Annotated in this window: 17 protein-coding genes; 8 read left to right on the forward strand and 9 right to left on the reverse strand. The window is 46.8% G+C overall.

Going from position 1 to position 19,263, the window contains the following annotated elements; all coding sequences use genetic code 11:
• Positions 1-15: 15 nt before the first annotated feature.
• From QUB70_RS18070 to QUB70_RS18080, 3 genes are all read left to right on the forward strand, one after another.
• A complete protein-coding gene (locus QUB70_RS18070; RefSeq protein ID WP_332982413.1) occupies positions 16-231 on the forward strand; it encodes a high light inducible protein in 216 nt (71 codons plus the stop codon).
• Between the two features lie 137 nt (positions 232-368).
• Complete coding sequence (psbP, locus tag QUB70_RS18075; protein ID WP_332982415.1) at positions 369-908, forward strand: photosystem II reaction center PsbP; 540 nt, start codon at positions 369-371, stop codon at positions 906-908.
• A gap of 148 nt (positions 909-1,056) precedes the next feature.
• Positions 1,057-1,713 carry a Maf family protein gene (locus QUB70_RS18080; RefSeq protein WP_332982418.1) on the forward strand — a complete coding sequence of 219 codons (657 nt, stop codon included), beginning with the start codon at positions 1,057-1,059 and terminating at the stop codon, positions 1,711-1,713.
• Between the two features lie 165 nt (positions 1,714-1,878).
• On the opposite strand, the gene QUB70_RS18085 is transcribed toward QUB70_RS18080, so the two are convergent.
• Positions 1,879-2,799 (reverse strand): calcium-binding protein, encoded by a 921-nt coding sequence (locus QUB70_RS18085; RefSeq protein ID WP_332982420.1) that lies wholly within the window; start codon positions 2,797-2,799, stop codon positions 1,879-1,881.
• A gap of 295 nt (positions 2,800-3,094) precedes the next feature.
• On the opposite strand from QUB70_RS18085, the gene eno reads away from it, so the two are divergent.
• On the forward strand, positions 3,095-4,375 hold the full coding sequence (gene eno, locus QUB70_RS18090; protein WP_332982422.1) for a phosphopyruvate hydratase: 1,281 nt from the start codon (positions 3,095-3,097) through the stop codon (positions 4,373-4,375).
• Between the two features lie 166 nt (positions 4,376-4,541).
• Here eno and argC read toward each other — a convergent pair whose 3' ends face one another.
• The gene (argC, locus tag QUB70_RS18095; protein WP_332982423.1) at positions 4,542-5,600 is read right to left on the reverse strand and encodes an N-acetyl-gamma-glutamyl-phosphate reductase; all 1,059 of its coding nucleotides are present in this window, start codon (positions 5,598-5,600) and stop codon (positions 4,542-4,544) included.
• Positions 5,601-6,015: 415 nt separating this feature from the next.
• Between argC and QUB70_RS18100 the strand changes: the two genes are divergently transcribed.
• Complete coding sequence (locus QUB70_RS18100) at positions 6,016-7,029, forward strand: sulfate/molybdate ABC transporter ATP-binding protein (RefSeq protein WP_332982424.1); 1,014 nt, start codon at positions 6,016-6,018, stop codon at positions 7,027-7,029.
• Positions 7,030-7,170: 141 nt separating this feature from the next.
• On the opposite strand, the gene QUB70_RS18105 is transcribed toward QUB70_RS18100, so the two are convergent.
• From QUB70_RS18105 to QUB70_RS18120, 4 genes are all read right to left on the reverse strand, one after another.
• Positions 7,171-7,512: a low temperature-induced protein gene (locus tag QUB70_RS18105; RefSeq protein ID WP_332982426.1), complete on the reverse strand. Its 342-nt coding sequence runs from the start codon at positions 7,510-7,512 to the stop codon at positions 7,171-7,173.
• Between the two features lie 434 nt (positions 7,513-7,946).
• Positions 7,947-8,738, reverse strand: coding sequence for an imidazole glycerol phosphate synthase subunit HisF (gene hisF / locus QUB70_RS18110; RefSeq protein ID WP_332982427.1), 792 nt, complete (start codon positions 8,736-8,738; stop codon positions 7,947-7,949).
• 280 nt (positions 8,739-9,018) lie between these two features.
• Positions 9,019-9,147, reverse strand: coding sequence for a zinc ribbon domain-containing protein (locus tag QUB70_RS18115; RefSeq protein ID WP_332982428.1), 129 nt, complete (start codon positions 9,145-9,147; stop codon positions 9,019-9,021).
• Positions 9,148-9,924: 777 nt separating this feature from the next.
• Positions 9,925-10,572, reverse strand: a complete 648-nt coding sequence (locus tag QUB70_RS18120; protein WP_332982429.1) for an IS607 family transposase — start codon at positions 10,570-10,572, stop codon at positions 9,925-9,927.
• Between the two features lie 417 nt (positions 10,573-10,989).
• Between QUB70_RS18120 and QUB70_RS18125 the strand changes: the two genes are divergently transcribed.
• From QUB70_RS18125 to nadB, 3 genes are all read left to right on the forward strand, one after another.
• Positions 10,990-11,976: an adenylate/guanylate cyclase domain-containing protein gene (locus QUB70_RS18125; protein ID WP_332982430.1), complete on the forward strand. Its 987-nt coding sequence runs from the start codon at positions 10,990-10,992 to the stop codon at positions 11,974-11,976.
• 253 nt (positions 11,977-12,229) lie between these two features.
• On the forward strand, positions 12,230-12,664 hold the full coding sequence (gene psbU, locus QUB70_RS18130; RefSeq protein WP_332982432.1) for a photosystem II complex extrinsic protein PsbU: 435 nt from the start codon (positions 12,230-12,232) through the stop codon (positions 12,662-12,664).
• Positions 12,665-13,093: 429 nt separating this feature from the next.
• On the forward strand, positions 13,094-14,746 hold the full coding sequence (gene nadB, locus QUB70_RS18135; RefSeq protein ID WP_332982434.1) for an L-aspartate oxidase: 1,653 nt from the start codon (positions 13,094-13,096) through the stop codon (positions 14,744-14,746).
• 10 nt (positions 14,747-14,756) lie between these two features.
• On the opposite strand, the gene QUB70_RS18140 is transcribed toward nadB, so the two are convergent.
• From QUB70_RS18140 to QUB70_RS18150, 3 genes are all read right to left on the reverse strand, one after another.
• Complete coding sequence (locus QUB70_RS18140) at positions 14,757-15,029, reverse strand: hypothetical protein (protein ID WP_332982436.1); 273 nt, start codon at positions 15,027-15,029, stop codon at positions 14,757-14,759.
• A gap of 368 nt (positions 15,030-15,397) precedes the next feature.
• Entirely contained in the window at positions 15,398-17,500 is a 2,103-nt protein-coding gene (locus QUB70_RS18145; protein ID WP_332982437.1) for a CHASE2 domain-containing protein, read from the reverse strand.
• 665 nt (positions 17,501-18,165) lie between these two features.
• Complete coding sequence (locus tag QUB70_RS18150) at positions 18,166-19,089, reverse strand: vitamin K epoxide reductase family protein (protein WP_332982438.1); 924 nt, start codon at positions 19,087-19,089, stop codon at positions 18,166-18,168.
• Positions 19,090-19,263 lie beyond the last annotated feature (174 nt).

Genomic DNA, 19,263 nt, shown 5'->3' on the forward strand with positions numbered 1-19,263 from the left:
ATTTAGGAGACCAAAATGACTAACAGAGGCTTAATGCTGGACGACCAAGGGAAAATGAACAATTTTGCGATCGAGCCGCCAGTATACATCGATGACGAACCCCGCACCGGCTTTACCCCCTACGCCGAACGCTTAAACGGCCGCCTTGCCATGATTGGCTTTGTTTCTCTATTGGCTTTAGAAGTTTCCACCAAACACGGACTGATTACCTGGCTCACCAACCTGCAATGATTTTTTTACAATTAAACTGGACGGCTATGGGTAGCAGGCGATACGTAAACTGCAATCCATAGCTTAACTATTTTTAGGGGTAAGGTTTGGTGAGATAATTAGAATCAAATCTTTCACCGTAACCCGATAGAAAAATAATGCTCAAACGAATTGCGGCAATACTTCTGGTGGTTCTAAGCCTCACCTTGACAGGTTGCGTGTCTAAAGTCACCGGACTCAAAAGCTACGTTGATACTGGCGACGGCTATCAATTCCTCTATCCTAACGGCTGGCTGCCGATCGCGGTTTCTAACGGGCCCGATGTGGTGTTCCGCGATTTGATTCAGCAAACCGAAAACGTCAGCGTGGTCATCAGTCCAGTCCCCAATGACAAAACTCTGGCGGATTTGGGAACTCCGACGGATGTGGGATACAAGCTCAGCAAAAGTGCTATCGCCCCGGCTGATTCCGGCCGCGAAGCTGAATTAGTCAATGCAGAAGCTCGCGAATCGCGATCGAAAAACTATTACATTTTAGAATACGCCGTCAAACTTCCAAACCAACAACGGCACAACTTAGCCAGCGTAGCCATCAGCCGCGGCAAACTTTTTACGCTTAACGTGTCCACTACCGAAGAACGCTGGCCCAAGGTAAAAGAAGCTTTTGAGAAAGTCGTTAAATCTTTCTCTGTTTATTAGGTTTAAAAAGTAATTGGGAATGAGGCATTGGGCATTGGGCATTGGGCATTGGAGGCAGAGCCTGGAAGGTTATTGGTAAAACAAATAACCAATAACAAATAATAACTGTCAACTGTCAACTGTCAACTGTCAACTGACTTCTTAACTTATGAAAACTCCAACTTTTGTATTAGCTTCAGCTTCTCCGGCGCGCAGCAAACTGCTAAAAAATGCTGGCATTCAAGCTGTGATTTGCCCCAGCGACTTTGATGAAGGGCAAATACAAATGAGGGATGCCACTAAATTGGTGCAGATTTTAGCCGAGGGAAAAGCTGACGCTGTAGCTAAGTTTTTGCTGGCTAATTCTCACCCGCAAATCCCCAATCCCACATCTTGTTTGGTGCTGGGATGCGATTCAATTTTGCTCGTAGATGGCGAAATTCACGGCAAACCGAAGGATGCCCAAGAAGCAATTTCGCGCTGGCAGAAAATGCGCGGTAAGGTTGGCGAATTATATACGGGTCATGCTTTAATTGATACTAGATTCGATAACTTGAACTTTGATGAGGCAAGGTCGCGATCGCTCGTTCGCTGTCAAGTTACAAAAGTTCATTTTGCGGAAGTTACCTCCCGTCAAATTGCTGCTTACGTCGCCACCGGGGAACCGCTGCAATGTGCCGGCTGTTTTGCTCTGGAAGGAAAAGGCGGTTTTTTTGTGGAAAAAATCGAAGGCTGTCATACTAATGTTATCGGTTTGAGCTTACCTCTGCTGCGGCAAATGCTCAGCGAAATGGGATATGATGTGGCGGATTTTTGGCAATCTTAAATAGACCTCTTGCAAAAATAATTAGGACGGGCTCTCCGGCCCATCCCACAAGAAAAAATAACTCTTGTGGGACGGGCCGGAGAGCCCGTCCCATCAATTGATGAAACGATTTTTGCAAGAGGTCTAATATGGTAGGGTGCGCAATGCGCACCTTACGGGTTGGGGTTATCCTAGGGCGATCGCCCCGTCAGACACAGAGGTAAACTGAATTTGACTCGGTGAAACATCTTTCACCAAACCCAAGATATTGCCGGTACTAGCTTCGCGAATCACCGTCGCTTTAATGTTTAAGAATCTAAACTCAGTAGTTATAATCGTTCCCGGAGGAATAGGCCCGTTGCTATCGTAACTTCTCGCATCGCCAATTGTTGCAAACCTTTCGGTCAAGACAATATCGTTTCGCGTCAGCCCTCCCGCCAATCCAATTACATCTCCTTGGGCCGGATTGTAATCGAGAATAAAATCTGCTGGCACTTCTTCTGTACTCAAAGGAAAAGTCCCAGTTGGAGGGGGCCCGTCTGAACCAAATTGTCGCGAAGTTGCTCCCGTTTCTCTTTTGAGGACAAACAAATCTGCGCCTTCTTTGCCCCAAAGTCTGTCAATTCCAACATCACCAATCAGAGTATCATTACCGCTGTCTCCGACTAAAGCATCATTGCCTTGGCCGCCTCGCACAAAGTCATTTCCCGTGCCTCCATAGGCGACATCATCGCCTTGATTGCCGCTGACTAAATCGTTGCCGCATTCTCCGTAAAGTATGTCAAAATCTTGACCGCCGCGAATAGTGTCGGCACCGCAACCTCCGATTAAAGTATCTGTGCCGCTGTTGCCGTTAATCAGTTCCGCAGCACCGGAACCTCTGACAAAATCGTTGCCGTCTAAGGCCCGCAAACCTCCGGGAGTGTTGCGGAGGATTCCATTTGCGAGTTGAACTATATCGTCGTTCGCAGTAAGGTCAAAAAAGTTGGGATCGCTACCAGGATTTAATGGCCCAGTTAGCAATCTAATGTTGGGGGGATCGGCAATAATTGGGTCGGAGTTTTCAGCTAACGCTCTAATTTCTCCGAGAGTTGTTTCTGACATCATAACTTTCTCCTTTTTTGATTGACTTTGTTGACATTCTGATTTTAACAAAGGTTGCAATTAGAAAATCTGTGTGAATTTGCGGTGAAAAAAATTAAATTACTATCAAAATTGCCCCCGGTTGTTCTGCAACAAGTATAGCTTATTGACACCAAACTGCCCAAATCCGCAAATATTTTGAACTGTGGAGCAATAATTCTGGGGATCGCGTACTCTATTACCCGTTAGCAGTCAGCGTGGGAAAACCAACTGAATGCTAATTGTCATGAAACCTTGATTTAAGTCAGGAATCGTTAATATGCTAGACACTGCGATCGAATCCATTCAGGCCAGAGAAATCCTCGACTCCCGCGGCCGCCCCACCATCGAAGCGGAAGTTTACCTAGCCAACGGTGTTGTCGGACTCGCACAAGTGCCCAGCGGCGCGTCTACAGGCTCTTTTGAAGCCCACGAACTCCGCGACGACGACAAAAGCCGTTATGGTGGCAAAGGAGTCCTAAAAGCCGTCGCTAACGTCGAGCACAAAATTGCCCCCGCTTTGGCTAATCTCGATGCGATCGACCAAGCACTGGTAGACCAAACCATGATTGACTTGGACGGTTCCCCCAATAAATCCAACCTCGGCGCAAATGCCATTCTCGGAGTCTCCTTGGCCACAGCAAAGGCGGCTGCCGAGACTTTAGGACTCCCCCTTTATCGGTATTTGGGCGGGCCCTTAGCTAACGTTTTACCCGTGCCTTTGATGAACGTCATCAACGGTGGCGCCCACGCCGACAACAACGTAGACATTCAAGAGTTTATGATTGTACCGGTGGGAGCACCTTCTTTTAAGGAAGCTTTGCGCTGGGGAGCAGAAGTATTTGCTAGTCTAGCTAAAGTCTTAAAAGACAAAAATTTGCTGACTGGTGTTGGGGATGAAGGCGGTTTTGCTCCTAATTTGGGTTCCAATCAGGAAGCTTTGGATTTGTTGATGATGGCAATTGAAAAAGCTGGTTACAAGCCTGGGGAACAAGTTGCTTTGGCTTTGGATGTTGCTGCTAGCGAATTTTACAAAGATGGACAGTACACTTACGACGGTGTGGCTCATTCGCCGGCAGAATTAATCGATTATTTAGATGGTTTGGTGGGACAATATCCGATCGTTTCGATTGAAGATGGTTTGCACGAAGACGATTGGGACAGTTGGGTAGCGCTGACGCAAAAAATGGGCAGCAAAGTTCAGTTGGTGGGCGACGATTTGTTTGTTACTAATCGCACGCGGCTGCAAAAAGGGATTGATTTGAAGGCTAGCAATTCGATTTTGATTAAGCTGAATCAAATTGGTTCTTTGACTGAGACTTTGGATACGATCGACCTGGGCAAACGGAACAGCTATCGATCGGTCATCAGCCACCGTTCCGGTGAAACTGAAGATACCACAATTGCCGATTTAGCGGTAGCGACTCGCGCCGGCCAAATCAAGACTGGTTCTCTGTGTCGCAGCGAACGAGTTGCCAAATATAACCGTTTATTGCGGATTGAGGACGAATTGGGCGATCGGGCAATTTATGCAGGCTCGATCGGTTACGGGCCAAAATAACACTTGGTAATCGGGCATGGGGCATCGGGCATAGGGCATCGAGAACCGGGAATTTACATCCTGTAGGGGCGGGTTTTACCAGAAATAATTGCCTAAAACCAACAACCTCGTAAACCCGCCCCCACCCCTTACCAATTACCCATGCCCCATGCCCCATGCCCAATAATTAAGGATAGAAAGCCAATTGCGGCAAACCCAAAGTTTCTTCCCAGCCCATCATCAAGTTCATGCACTGGATGCCTTGACCGGCTTGTCCCTTAATTAAATTGTCGATCGCCGACATCACAATTACCCTGTCAGTGCGCGGATCGACTTCCACGCCGATAAAACAAAGATTCGTGCCGCAAGCCCATTTTGTTTGCGGATAAACCCCAGCGGGCAACACTTTTACCCAAGGACAATTGCGGTAAAAAGCACTGAAAATAGTGATCAAATCTTCCCGCACCAACCCCGGATCGCGCAGAGTTGAGTAAACAGTTGCCAGAATTCCCCGCACCATCGGAATTAGGTGGGGAGTAAATTGGACTTTGATATCTTGTCCGGCTAAATCGCTGCAAATTTGCTCGATTTCAGGCGTGTGGCGGTGGCGGCCAACGCCGTAAGCGCCCAGAGAACCCTCTGCTTCAGCCAACAAGAGATTAATTTCGGCTTTGCGGCCCCCTCCAGAAGCACCGGATTTGGCGTCGATAATTGCTGTTTCTGGCACGATGAGACCTTGTTTGAGCAAAGGTGCCAGCGCTAATAAACTAGCAGTGACGTAGCAGCCGGCACAGCCTACTAATTGAGCGTTTTTAATTCGATCGCGGTACAATTCCGGCAAACCGTAAACAGCGGTTGCAGCTAAAGCAGAGTCCGATCGCTCGCCCCCGTACCAAGCTTTGTAAGTTTCCAGATTTTCAAATCTGTAGTCAGCCGACAAATCCAAGACTTTGCAGCCGCCTTCAATCAGCGTCGGTGCCATTTGGCAAGCTAAACCGTTCGGCAGCGACAGAAACACAACTTCACATTTTGCCGCTATTTTATCTAGGTCGATCGCCTCGACTGTCAAATCAATGCAGTTAGTCAGGTGCGGATAAAGGCTGGAATAAGGTTTTCCTGCACTGCTATCCCCGCCCAAATAAACTACTTCAGCCGCCGGGTGGTCCGCCAGCAGTCGCACAAGTTGCACGCCGCCGTACCCTGAAGCGCCGATAATTCCTACAGGCACACGTCCAACATCTCCCATTTTCCTTTATCCCCTCAGCCGTTGAAGTCAAAAACGCTTGAACTTTTGCTGCATTGTAGTACCAAACGCCAACTTTGGTGATAAAGAATTGTGTTTTTTTGTTCGGGATGTGCATTTTTGTTAATTTTCCGGTGTTTGACCCCCGCCCAAAAACGGATACAAAGCCCCGACTCCTTTCCTGGAGAACCCAAAATTTTAGACCAAACTTCAATCTTCCAGATTCCTCTGTGGAGTAAATCTAAAATCTAAAATCTAAAATCTAAAATCGACCGACGGCTCGCCAAAACCCTAAAATTAACAAACGGATGTGCGATCGTGCTATAAAAAACTTACCTTAATTCATCCACAAACAGCAGATTGGGATTCTTCCCTCTTTCTACTGACTACTGACTAATGACTACTGAATAATGACTATATGATAGTTGTAGAAAACGTATCAAAACAGTTTGGCAGTTTCCAAGCACTCGATCGAGTCAGCTTGCAGATTGAATCCGGTTCCCTAGTCGCATTGCTGGGCCCATCTGGTTCCGGCAAGTCTACGCTGCTGCGGCTGATTGCAGGTTTAGAAATGCCCGACTCCGGCAAAATCTGGCTGACAGGCCAAGATGCCACAAATACTAGCGTCCAAGACCGCAATATTGGATTTGTGTTTCAGCACTACGCGCTATTCAAGCACATGACAGTGCGAAAAAACATCGCATTCGGCATGGAAATTCAGAAAACTGCGCCCGCCAAAGTCAAATCGCGGGTAGAAGAATTGTTGAATTTAGTGCAATTGGGAGGATTGGGCGATAGATACCCGTCGCAACTTTCAGGAGGCCAGCGGCAGCGGGTTGCCCTCGCCAGAGCCCTCGCGGTGGAACCGAAAGTGTTGCTGCTAGACGAACCTTTTGGAGCTCTCGATGCCAAAGTTCGCAAAGATTTGCGCGCTTGGTTGCGCAGGCTGCACGACGAAGTACACGTTACCACAGTCTTCGTGACGCACGACCAAGAAGAAGCGATGGAAGTTGCCGATCGAATTACAGTAATGAATAAAGGTAAAATCGAACAAGTAGGCACACCCGCAGAAATTTACGACCATCCAGCGAGTCCCTTCGTGATGAGTTTTATCGGCCCAGTCAATGTCTTGCCCAGCAGTTCGAGAATGTTTCAAGACAACGGATTTGACTCAGCCAACCCAGAGATTTTCTTGCGCCCTCACGACGTAGTAATTGAAACTACAGAAAATAGTGCAACAGTGCCGGCCAGAATCAGTCGCTTAATTCATTTGGGATGGGAAATCCAGGTAGAATTAACCTTAGATGACGGTCAAGTAGTAAACGCTAATTTGACGAGAGAAAAGTTTGACCAATTGCAGTTACAGCCACAGCAAAGAGTGTTCGTAAAGCCGAAAGATGCCAAGTCTTTTCCACTTTTTTATTCAATCTGATACCAATTCTGAAAACTAGAGCTAAATTTAAAACATAAAATATCTGGGTAGGGACGCGGCAATGGCGTCTCTACCCAGACATTTGTAGGGACACCGCATCGCCGTGTCCCTACTCTTTGATACTGACAACTGCGCGCAGAGTTAGTTTTTGATGTTGCCGACAGCCTTTTTGACTTGTTGCTCAAAGGATGTAGCGCTTGTGTTAGAAGGATTTTTCATTTTATCAATGTCAGCGTCTCCCTGAACTTCGTTGGGCCCTTTGCTCGCTTTGTCTTGAGTTTCTTCGAGAGACATCGGTTTTTCCCCGGCAACTTTTTGAGCTTTTTCCTCAATCCCCAAAAGTTTATCTTCACCTTTGGTAGGGCTGCTGGTAACGGCAAAAGCCGGGAAAGCATTAGAAACAAACATCAAGGCACAAAAACAAACAGCTATTAAAGTGCGTACTAAACGCTTTGCAGGAAAGTTAAAGGTGATAAAAGACATACAAAAATTCTCCGTTTTTACAATTTTCGATCGCTGAGATTGTTCACAGCCTGAAGCTCACTCAAATTCTGCACAATCTTTAACTCAAGTTTGAGAAGAGCAACCGTTGTTCTCTTGCAAATTGAGCTAACATATTATATTTAGCTGAAAAAGCTGGTATTTGAAATCCTTCTCAGGGAATATTTCTAGATGACTGGCGCGGGTTGCCCCAAGAAAGTTATGTAGAAGGCACTCGTGTACAATCAAAAAAATTTTACAATAAGTGCCTTCAGATGCGCCTCACATAACGCCACCAATGTCAGTAACGGGTTTTCTCGCGGGGTGGGGGCGGGTGGATTTAGCCTGTCTCCTATGTGAGAGGGCGCTTGAGCGAACCCCCAGAGCGGTTTGTTGAAAATGTTGCAAGATATGAGATGTGCTCGACTGTCCACTGACTAACGACTAATGACTAATGGCTGCTGCTGCCGCACCGGAACTTGATATTTTGCTAAATAAGTCTTAATTTCTCCTACACTCAGTTGCCCGTAATGCAGCAGGGAAGCCAGCAGTGCGGCTTCTGCTTTGCCCTCTGTCACGGCTTCGTAGATGTGGTGACAGTTGCCGGCGCCGCCGGAAGCAATGACGGGAATTTCGACAATTTCGGCGATGCTTCGGGTTAATTCCAAGTCGTAACCGGCTTGAGTGCCGTCAGAGTCCATGCTTGTCACCAGAATTTCGCCGGCACCGCGCTGTTCGGCTTCCTTGGCCCAGGCGATCGCATCTTTGCCGGTATTTTCTCGCCCTCCGCGCACGTACACGTCCCAACCGGGATTGTCTGCATCTTGCCGTTTGCGGGCGTCGATCGCCACTACAATGCACTGATTGCCAAATCGATCGCTCGCTTTGTCAATCAAACCCGGATCGCGCACCGCCGCTGAATTAATACTTACCTTATCTGCACCCGCCCTCAACAAACTTCTGATCGTGTCTAAGGATTGGATGCCGCCGCCCACAGTCAAAGGGATAAAAACTCGATCGGCAGTCCGATACACCACATCAATCATAATGTCCCGGTCTTCGTGAGTCGCCGTAATGTCCAGAAACACCAACTCGTCGGCACCCGCATCGTTGTATACCTGAGCCATTTCTACCGGATCGCCAGCATCCTGAAGGTTGACAAAATTGACACCTTTGACCACGCGGCCGGCTTTCACATCCAGACAAGGCAAAATTCTCTTCGACAACATAAAATTTTCGTGTTTCTAATTTATTGACCGCCGCAGCGAAGAAAAGGCTTTGTTGATATCTTCAAAAACATGAAGTTAAGCAACAAATCTTAAAGATACCTTGTCTTTAACAACTGCTCCACAGAACTTGGCTAAACTTATTCAGATTCCACCATTCAACCGAGAGAGTCTCAGAGAATCTGCTTCCTGTTTCAATCAAGGGAGTCGGCTCGCAACTTGTCTACAGGCGTAAATTCCGGTCAAGCCAACCGTACTTTTTCATTTGGGGCACACTCAAGATTTATTGCGGCATTTCATCCCGATCTTGAATATGTCCGCAGTCTGGATTTTGCCAGAGAAATACCCGCTCCGAAAGCTTCTTTGGCTGAACGTGACCGCATTTTGAGCAAGTTTTAGAACTTAGAGACAAACCCTCAACTAATTAGACCTCTTGCAAAAATAACTAGGACGGGCAAGATGCCCATCCCACAAAATTTTTTTTCTTGTGGAATGGGCATCTTGCCCGTTCCAGAATTTGATTAAAAGGATTTTTGCAAGAGGTCTATTCTACCTTTATTCCCTAATACCAATTTTTTATGAGGCTGCATAGAATCCGATCCCCCCTAGCCCCCCTTAATAAGGGGGGGACAAGATTCTTCTCTTTCGTCCCCGCAACGATTCGGGGGATGCGAGGGGGATCGAGATATGTGCAACTTCACATTAAATTGGTATAATGAGCCTGTTTGTAAGTTAATTGACGGCGAATTTCGTAAAAACAGTTGTTACTTACCGTAGCAACTTACTAACTATTAGCCATCATCCCTGAAACGTTTAGATTCTCAATCCGAATAATGTAAGGTTTACGGTTTAACTCAGTCGTCATTTTCTGCGTTGTATCTGCATAATATTAGCAATATGCACGTGTTGACGTGCTGATTCACCATATAACTTACGAGCATTATTTGATGCCTTGATTCTTAGTTTATTCTCGCCAAAAATTCTGTGACGATTACGCCATTGAAGTTTGCCAAGCTTGGTTTTCGCTATTTTTGTGACCGCAGCCATATCATACAGCCTATTCCAGGTTTATGAAGTGTAGGGACAAAGGCTTTCGCCGTGTCTAACCGGCGATCGAACGATCGGCGGGTGTACTTCATAAGCGTGGAATCTGCTGTAAGTTTAAGCTCACGTTTGAGGGCGTACATTTTCAATCCCTGGACTTATTCACCTGATTAACTATAGTTGAGTTTGAACAAGGATCGATACCATCCACAATATTCTTTACTTTTGCTTTATATTTCCGCAGTCCGTACAGCCTAGAAGAAAAACAGTGGACGATCGAAAGTAGGTCTTGGGTCAATTCTTCATGCGGTGAAAGGGTTTCAGCGTTAGCGACAATAATCGTTCCGCCATTCCACTGCAAGATTTGTTCGACTAATTCAAAACCAAATCGACACAATCGATCCTTATGAGCTACATACAGTATTTTTACTTCGCCTTGAATTGCCCACTGTACAATCTGCAAAAATTTGGGGCGCTTAAAATTCAATCCTCCGCCAACCTCTTGAATTGAGTCGGTAACGGAAGTTCCTTGGGCTAAGCAGAATTGCTCCATTACTTTTACCTGGCGAAGTAAGTCCTCTTTCTGTCCATTGGATGAGACGCGACAGTAAATAATGACTCGACTTGGTGTTTTGCCTGTTTTCAGGTTTCGAGCAATATTCAAATGAGTCTCGGTATAAAGTCGCTGATTACCTAAAGTCCTTTCTGGGATTAACTTTCCGTCGCTTTCCCATCGTCGCAAGGTAGAGCATGACACTCCAACTAATTTTCCAAACTCTGCAACTTTCCACATAGAAAATTCCTTTAAAGATTAACTATGAGTAAGTTTAGCAAAGTATGGGACTATTTAGTTGAACTTTCGGTCTGAGCCGGAGAGCCATTTTCCAGTTTTTTTTTGCGGCCCCCTCAGCATAAATAAGTTAGATTTTTGGCAAAAATCAGCAAATTAAACTCCCCAAATACATTTTTGGCGTGAAAAAAATGACACTTTCGCTTAAGATCGAACCATAACTACCTTCGTGGGCGATCGAATTGTGGTTGGGCAATCCTGTTTTGGTTCGGTGCATCGACGATCGACTAAACAATTTTAGATTTTAGAACAGCAGATGTGAGGGTTTTAAGCAGCAATTTCAGTTATAAGCCGCGCGGTAAAGTTAAAATTTAAAGTTTAAAACCTCAAATCGGTTGACTTGATGTTGTTTCTAGGGCTGTGGTGACTTTGCAAGCCAATCCACATTTGGTACTTCGTACAGAAAGCGGCAATCGCTACTTGCCGCTCTCCGGCAGCAATTGCTGGACAGTAGGGCGGAGCGATGACAATAACTTTGTGTTAATCGATCGCTGGATTTCCCGGAATCACGCGATGTTACAGCAAATGGAGACAGGAGAGTTCTACCTGATCGACTTGGGCAGCCGCAACGGTTCCTTTGTCAACGGGCGACGGGTCAGTATTCCCGTCACCCTCAGAAATGGCGATCGGATTATTTTCGGTCAAACCGAATTGGACTTCTACAACCCAACCGCCGGCTACCGGCACGATCCCATACACGAGACAGACTCTGACGATTTTACGGCGACTTTGACGGTACGCAGCCTGATTAGCGTCATGGTAATGGACATCCGAGACTTTACAGTTTTGACTAGGCAGCTAGACGAAACCCTCCTCTCGGAAGTCATCGGCAGTTGGTTCCGCAAAGCAGGACTGATCATTCGCGAACACGGCAGTTGGGTGGACAAATACATCGGCGATGCCATCATGGCCGTCTGGTTCCACAAAACCAGCGGTGTCAGCAGCGAGGAAATGATGCGGATTTGCCAAGCTTTGAGCCAACTGCACAAGGCAACAGACGAACTCAGCAGCCGTTACCCCCTGCCTTTTCCTTTGCGAGTCGGGGCCGGAATCAATACCGGTTATGCAATGGTGGGAAATTCTGGCAGCAGCGACCGATCGGACTACACCGCCTTGGGAGATACTGTAAACGCAGCATTTCGCCTGGAATCTTGCACCAAGCAACTCGGCAAAGATATCGCCGTGGGAGAAACAACCTACAAATACCTGACCCAATTGGGGGCCGAGGGCATTTTCGAGCAGCACACCGTTGCTTTGAAGGGTTACGACACTCCCACCGTGACTTACGGCGGTACTTATGCTGATTTGAACACTTTTTTGAACTCGAAAGGAAAAAGTTCTCGATAGCCAGAAAATTGGGTGCGCGACAAAAAATTAACCCTTAAAAATGGAAGTCCCAGTTTTTAATTTGGAGGGTCTTCTATAAACTTGCCTGCGATGCCTAAATTTCGAGATTTATCATATATCGTCCCTGCTGTCAATAGCTCAATGTAAAGTTTATAACAGCCCTTTGCCTGCTGCGGATTTGTCTGAAAAACTGCATAAGCAAAATGGTAGTCTCTAGATAAATGCTGTGTATGAAATTGGGAGACAAAACTTCATGAAACGATTGGGTCGTCTATTGGCAGTATTGGGCTTAGTGCTGGGCTGCTTTGCATGGGCTGGAGACATGAGCGCGATCGCGGCGACATTGAGCCGTACCGTCTTGCCATCATCCTCGCTCCTAGCTGTTGAAGTTCCGGCTAGAACCAATCGCGCCGATGACAAGCTTGCCACAGAATACGGCAAAAAACTTGATTTGAACAACAGCGCCGTCCGGGACTTTCGGGAATTTCGAGGGTTGTATCCCACTTTAGCTCGATCGATTATTAAGAATGCTCCTTACGAAAAAGTTGAGGACGTATTCAACATTTCAGGCTTGACGGAAGATCAGAAAAAAGTGCTGCAAGCTAACCTGGACAAATTCACCGTAACTGATGTCGAATCAGTCTTTATTGAAGGAGACACCAGGTTGAACAACGGTCTCTACGACTAGGTAGCAGCGGGCATCCTTTGAAGGTATTTGGTAGAAGTCATTAGTCATTAGTCATCAGTCATTAGTCATTAGTCATTAGTCATTAGTCATTAGTCATTAGTCAGAACTAATTTTTTGTTAATTCATGAATTATGGCTGCTGGCTGCTGGCTTCTGGCTTCTGGCTTCTGGCTTCTGGCTCCGGCTGATGAATGCCGAATGCCTTGAAAAAGGATCGAACCCAAAGACGGATACAAGCTTCCGATGTTGTGAAGAGCCAAAAATTTTAGACATTAGTTGAAGTTCCAGATTCATCTGTGGAATCAATTATTTAGTTATTCAATTATTAAATTATTCAATCTAAAATAGACAGTTCAAACCTCCATATTGCTCTGTGGAGTCAATTCTTTAATCTAAAATCTAAAATCTAAAATCTAAAATCGGCAGACTTATGACTGACAAATTTGACGTATTGGTGATAGGTGCTGGCGCGGCTGGGTTGTACACGGCACTTTGCCTCCCAGAACATTTGCAGGTGGGCTTGATCAATAAAAATACCCTACCTGTTTCTGCAAGCGATTGGGCCCAAGGAGGGATTGCGGCGGCGATCGCCCCTGAAGATTCCGCAGCGCTGCACGTTCAGGATACACTGGCTGCCGGAGCGGGTATTTGCGATTTGGAAGCGGTGAAATTTTTAGTCGAAGAAGCTTCAGCCTGCATTGATTCCCTAGTCAAAATGGGCGTTGCTTTCGATCGCACCGGCAAGGATTTAGCCCTCACCCTAGAAGCCGCCCACTCCCGCCGCCGAGTCCTCCACGCCGCCGACACTACGGGCAAAGCCGTTATCAGTACGCTGACAGCCAAAGTATTGAGCCGCAAAAACATTCAACTTGTATCCCCAGCCTTTGCTTTGAGTCTGTGGCTAGACGAAACCGGGCGCTGTCAGGGCATTAGCTCAATTTGCGACTCCAGGGTCAAATGGCTGCGGGCTAGCGCCGTAGTGCTGGCGACAGGCGGTGGCGGACAGGTTTTTGCTCAAACGACCAACCCGTCGGTAAGTACCGGGGACGGGGTGGCAATTGCGTGGCGTGCCGGGGCGCTGCTGCGAGATTTAGAATTTGTGCAGTTTCACCCGACTGCCCTCAGCAAAGCGGGCGCGCCTCGGTTTCTCATTAGCGAAGCGGTGCGGGGAGAAGGAGCTCATTTGGTTGACAGCAAGGGATATCGCTTTGCTTTTGACTCTCACCCCAGCGGGGAACTCGCCCCTCGGGATGTTGTCAGCCGCGCTATTTTCCGCCACTTGCAGAAAACGGGGGAACCTCATGTTTGGCTGGATTTGCGCCCGATTGCGGTCGATCGACTGCGCTACAGGTTTCCGAATATTATTCAAGTGTGCGCTGATTGGGGAATTGATATTTTTTCCGAACCGGTGCCCGTGACGCCGGCCGCCCATTACTGGATGGGAGGAATTGTGGCTGACAAGTTTAACCAAACTTCGATTCCGGGTTTGTACGCGGTGGGAGAAACTGCCAGCACCGGGGTACACGGCGCTAACCGGTTGGCGAGCAATTCGCTGCTGGAGTGTCTGGTTTTTGGGGCGCAGATGGGACTTTTGCAGGTAGAAGGTGGAAAGCCCGAGGCATTCGCAGATGAGTTCGATGCAGGGGAAATCTTGGAAAAATCAATTTCTGAAAAAGACATTGAGGCGATCGAAAAATTGCGGTTTGAACTGCCGCAATTGGTGTGGCAGAGTGCGGGAATTTGCCGGGGACAACGCGATTTGGAAAGTGCGATCGTCCAAGTTGAGATTTGGCGGCAAGAATTTGCCTCTTTGCCTTTGAGTCAAACTTTGCTGAAGTTGCAGCCTGGAAAAATCATTGATTTCTCACCCGCAGATGAGGGAACCAGCCTGCTGTTGCGAAATTGGGGGGAAGTTGGCAATTTATTGGATATCGGCTACTTAATTCTCAAAAGTGCTGCGTTTCGCACCGAAAGCCGCGGCGGTCACTACCGAGTGGACTATCCCCTCACCGAGTCGGATTGGTGCAGCCATACTTTAATTAACCAATCCAATTGGTACAAATCTGGGCAAATAGAAGATTGAAAAATTGGGTTCAGCGCGTCCCCGTACCGTCACTTTTGGGGTTCCCGTTAGGGTCTGGTTCGTATTTTTTTGGGTAATTTGGAAGCCTAGAGTTTTGTGCAACTGTCAAAAATGTGGATCTCGACGGCCCGGAGCCCACGCCCGTGCTAAGGCTTTTTGTGAAGTTGCTGGTTGAGTTGAGAGCAACTCGAGCCGCATTTGCGATGCCGATCGTACTCACTTGCAGGCAGGTAGCCAGGGTTGCCGTTGTTGTGAGCTGAATCAAAGTACGCATAGTATTCATAATTTATACAAATCAACGAAGTAGATGCACGCCTGTACACCTATTATATCGAGCAATTTCCGTATTTCCACTGATATCTTTACATTTCCTTTAATTAACTTTCGTAAAGCTACTTAAATCCTTTTAAATCAACGCTTTTGGCGATTTGAATTTAATCTCCGCTTTCTCTTTTAGAATTTCTTAATATTCTCTAACATTTAGAAAAAACGGCAACTTGCTGCAATCAGTTTCCTCTTTTTAGTAAGTCTATCTTAAGACAGATGACAGACTATACTATTCTCACTTTTAGTTGTGAGATGGGAATAAATGATGAGTATCGGGGTTTGGAGCTTGCCGAAAGCTGCATTCTTTTTTTAAACGGGTATTGCTTAAAAAAATTGATATTGGTTTTTCCCGCGTTCCTTAGCACGATACATCGCTGCATCGGCATTCTTGACTAAAATCTCTGGCTCTTGACCGTCAGTTGGATACAAAGTAATACCAATACTTGTAGTTACAGAAACTGTATGTTCTTCTAAAATAAAAGGCTGCATGATGGCGTCGCAAATTTTTTGGGCTACTTTCGCAGCTTCCTCGCGACCGGGAATTGCGGGCAGAAGGACTGTAAACTCGTCGCCGCCCAACCGCGAGATAGTATCGCTGCCGCGCAAGCATTTTTTGAGCCGACTGGCAACTGCTTTTAAGAGCAAATCGCCCACATCGTGTCCGAGAGTGTCGTTGATTGACTTAAATCCATCTAAATCTAAAAACAGTAAAGCTACCAATTCCTGATTGCTGGAGGCTGTTTCTACAGACGAATGCAAGCATTCGTAGAACTTTTTGCGGTTGGGCAAGCTGGTGAGAGCATCGTGATAAGCTTGATGGCTGAGTTCAGCATTTTTTTGTTCTAGGGCATCTTCCCGGCGCTTGCGATCGGTAATATCTCTGATTGCTCCGACTAAAAATAGGTTGCCGGCAGAATCTTTGTGGAGGGATCTTTTAGTCGAAATCAGATGCGTAATTCCGTGAGCGTCGGTAAAATATTCTTCATTTTCTCGCGGCTGGTGAGTTTGCAATACTAATTCGTCTTGCTGCCAAAATATATCGGCTTCGTCTTGGGGAAATAAATCGTAATCTGTTCGGCAAGTTAAAATTTCCAAAGGATAGCCAATAAACCGACAATATGCCTGATTCAAGACAACGCAGCGGTGATTTCGATCCTTGACAAAGATCGGGTCGGGAATTGTATCGATTAGCGATTGTAAAAATTCTTTAGACCGTTTTAATTCTTCTTGCAGGTGAGCCAGATAACCCACAACTGTGCAGCCAGAACCCAAAAGACTGAGGATTGGAGGAATTAACGGCAGCCACCAACCGGCTAAAAAGACTAAGTATAAACTGGCACTAAGACCGAGGCTGATACTTGACAAACAGCAAGCCGATCGACCGGGGGATCGCAACTTCCAGCTCAAACTGGCTCCCGCCCAAGACCACAGTAAAATCCACAGCAACTCCGCCGCCTCGGGCCAAACTTTGATACCTCCGCGCCCGTCGAGGGCCGCACTCAAAATTTGGCTCAAGAAATGAGCCTGAAGCTCGACTCCGGGTATTGGCTGGGGAGGAGCAAACAAGCCGGAGCTGTAAGCATTTTGCTGAAAGTCCTTGAGGCTGGTGGCAGTTGAGCCGATCAAGACAGCGCGCGATCGCACAAAATCCGGCGGTACTTTGCCAGAAAGCACGTCGCTCATCGATGCAGTGCGAAAACTGCCTAGCGGGCCGCGCGGATTAGCGAGAATTTGATAGCCGCGGCTGTCCGATCGAACGTAAGCACCGTCATGCGGTTTAAAAGACCGAAACACCCCCTTGCCTAACTGCAAGTATTTAGGATTGGCTTTTGCGGGTTGAGGGGAAATCCCTTCGCTTTTGAGGTAAACCAAAGCCAGTCTGAGCGCGAAACTTTGATGAGTTTTGCCGTCTCCGGGCCAAGCGTAGAGCAAAGTTCGGCGCACTTTTCCATCAGCGTCGATCACAACGTTGTTGAAACCGACTCGATCGAGCTTGTCAAGTACCGGAGGTGGCCGAACTCCGAACCTAGCTTCGTCTGGCATCAACTCAATGCCGATTAAGTTGGGAATAGTTTTAAAAGTTTTGAGCAATTCGGCGTTACCCGGTTGAGTTGGCAAATCTCGGTAAACGTCGAGCCCGATCGCCCGCGGCTTGCCAGCGTGCAATTTTTGCAGCAATTGGGCCAATACAGCATCGGAAATTGGGTAGCCGTATTTTTGCAAGTCAGCTTCCTTAATTTCGACAATGGCGATGCGCGAGTCAATTGGTTCGGCCGGCCGCCAGCGCACAAAGTGGTCGAAAGCAGCCCATTCCCACACCTGCAAAAATCCGAACCAGCGCAGTACAATGACCGTACTGGCAACGGCACTCGCAGTAATCAATACTCGGCGTTCTCCATCAAGCCATTTTTTGATAGTTTCTAGCATATTTTAGGGATTTTTGCCTCGCCCTTGGAGCATCTAAGCTACTACTACATATAGCTTTTACATCTCTGGGGCGATCTATCGATTTTAGATTTTTTGGTTTTTCGGTGCGGGCGGGTCGATTTTAGATTTTTGATTTAAAATTATCCAATTTTTTGGTTTTTCGGTACGGGGAGTCGATTTTAGATTTTAGATTATCCAATTTTTGAATTTTTTGGTGCGGGCGATCGGGCTGCAACAGCAGAAACCGGGTTCCTCAACCAAAATATGTCATTTCACCAATGAGTCTGGAAGCTGAAACCCGGTTGTGATAGTTTTTGTGTAAAAGTCCTAGTATTTATTCGCAGATTATATTAAGCTGTTCGACATTTAAACCACTAACGAGGCCTGTAGGGTGCGTCAGAAGCGAACACTTACTAAGCAAGGGAAACAAGATAGGGCTGACGCACCCTACAATACTATTTTAAATGCTCCACAGCTTAGAGAGCCACCACTTGTTTTAAACTTCTTCGCTCTCTCTAACTAATTTTTACTAAGTTTTTAGGGATTATAGATGCGAGATTTTAGATTTATTCGCAGCACGAAACAACGATAAACCAAGTAAAAAAATCGGATATTTCCTGCAAAAAAAATCTAAAATCTGCCCTCTAAAATCTCCAATTTTTCTGTTAGTTTTGAAAGTTGCGCGGGCCGGTGTAACCGGATAAGTCAGCGAGTTTATCCAAAGTTTGTGTCCCCGAATAAAACTGACCGTTAATCTCCCAAGTCGGGAAACCTTTAACATTCGCAGCAGCAGCTTGGCAAATTTCAGCGCGGGAATTTTGCCCTTGCGGATCGCATTCAAAATAATTAATTATTTTGGCTGCTTCTTTGCCGAACAGGGTTTTTTGGTCGTGGCAGTGGGGACACCAGTAAGCGCCGTATTCTTTAGCGCCGATTTGTTGGAGGTGGCGGGCCAAAGCAAGTTGTGCCGGACCGGAGGTTGTAGTGACGGCAGGGGGTGCAATTCCTGGAGTAGAGACAGAAGCAGCAGGCGAGTTGACGCTGTTGTAGAGTCCCAAAGCGCCGATCGAACTCACCATCGCCACCAAAATGCCTGTAAACACCAACTGTCCGATATCTTCCCACTCGCGCCCGACTAGCACCAGCACAAACAGCGACAGCGAAAATAAGGCAGAAGTGATGCAATAAATGCACAGTTCCTTAATTTCAAAAGCCATTAAATACACCAAATAGCTGCTGAAAATTACCATCGCAGCGGTGACGATAAATAGCGCTTGCCAAGTGTTTTTTTCTAGTTGAGAGTGCAGTCCTTTATTGGTGTCGCGATTGACAGCTTTGGGAGCCAATGCCAGGATTGCTATGCTCAGGTAAGCCAGACAACCTAACAAACTTAAAGGCACTGTGCCAAAAACTGTAGCGTAGGGACTGTTGAGAACTTTGTCGCAGCCGCTGGTGGGACAAATGACCGAGCCTGTCGTGAATTTAGCGATCGTGAGATAGGCCGTTTCTACGACGCCGATGGCTGCGATCGCTGCCATTACAGTCCTAGACCAGCGATGAATCCAAGGGGTGGAACGTCGGCGAATCATTTTTTGATTTGGTAATTGGTAATTGGGAATTGGGAATTGGGAATTGTTGACTGTTGACTGGTAATTAATGACTCTTAACTAATGACTCTTGGCTGGTAACTGCCAACTGCCAACTGCCAACTGCCAACTGCCAACTGCCAACTGCCAACTGCCAACTGCCAACTGCCAACTGCC

Source organism: Microcoleus sp. A003_D6 (genome assembly GCF_036702825.1).
Taxonomy (GTDB): Bacteria; Cyanobacteriota; Cyanobacteriia; order Cyanobacteriales; family Microcoleaceae; genus Microcoleus.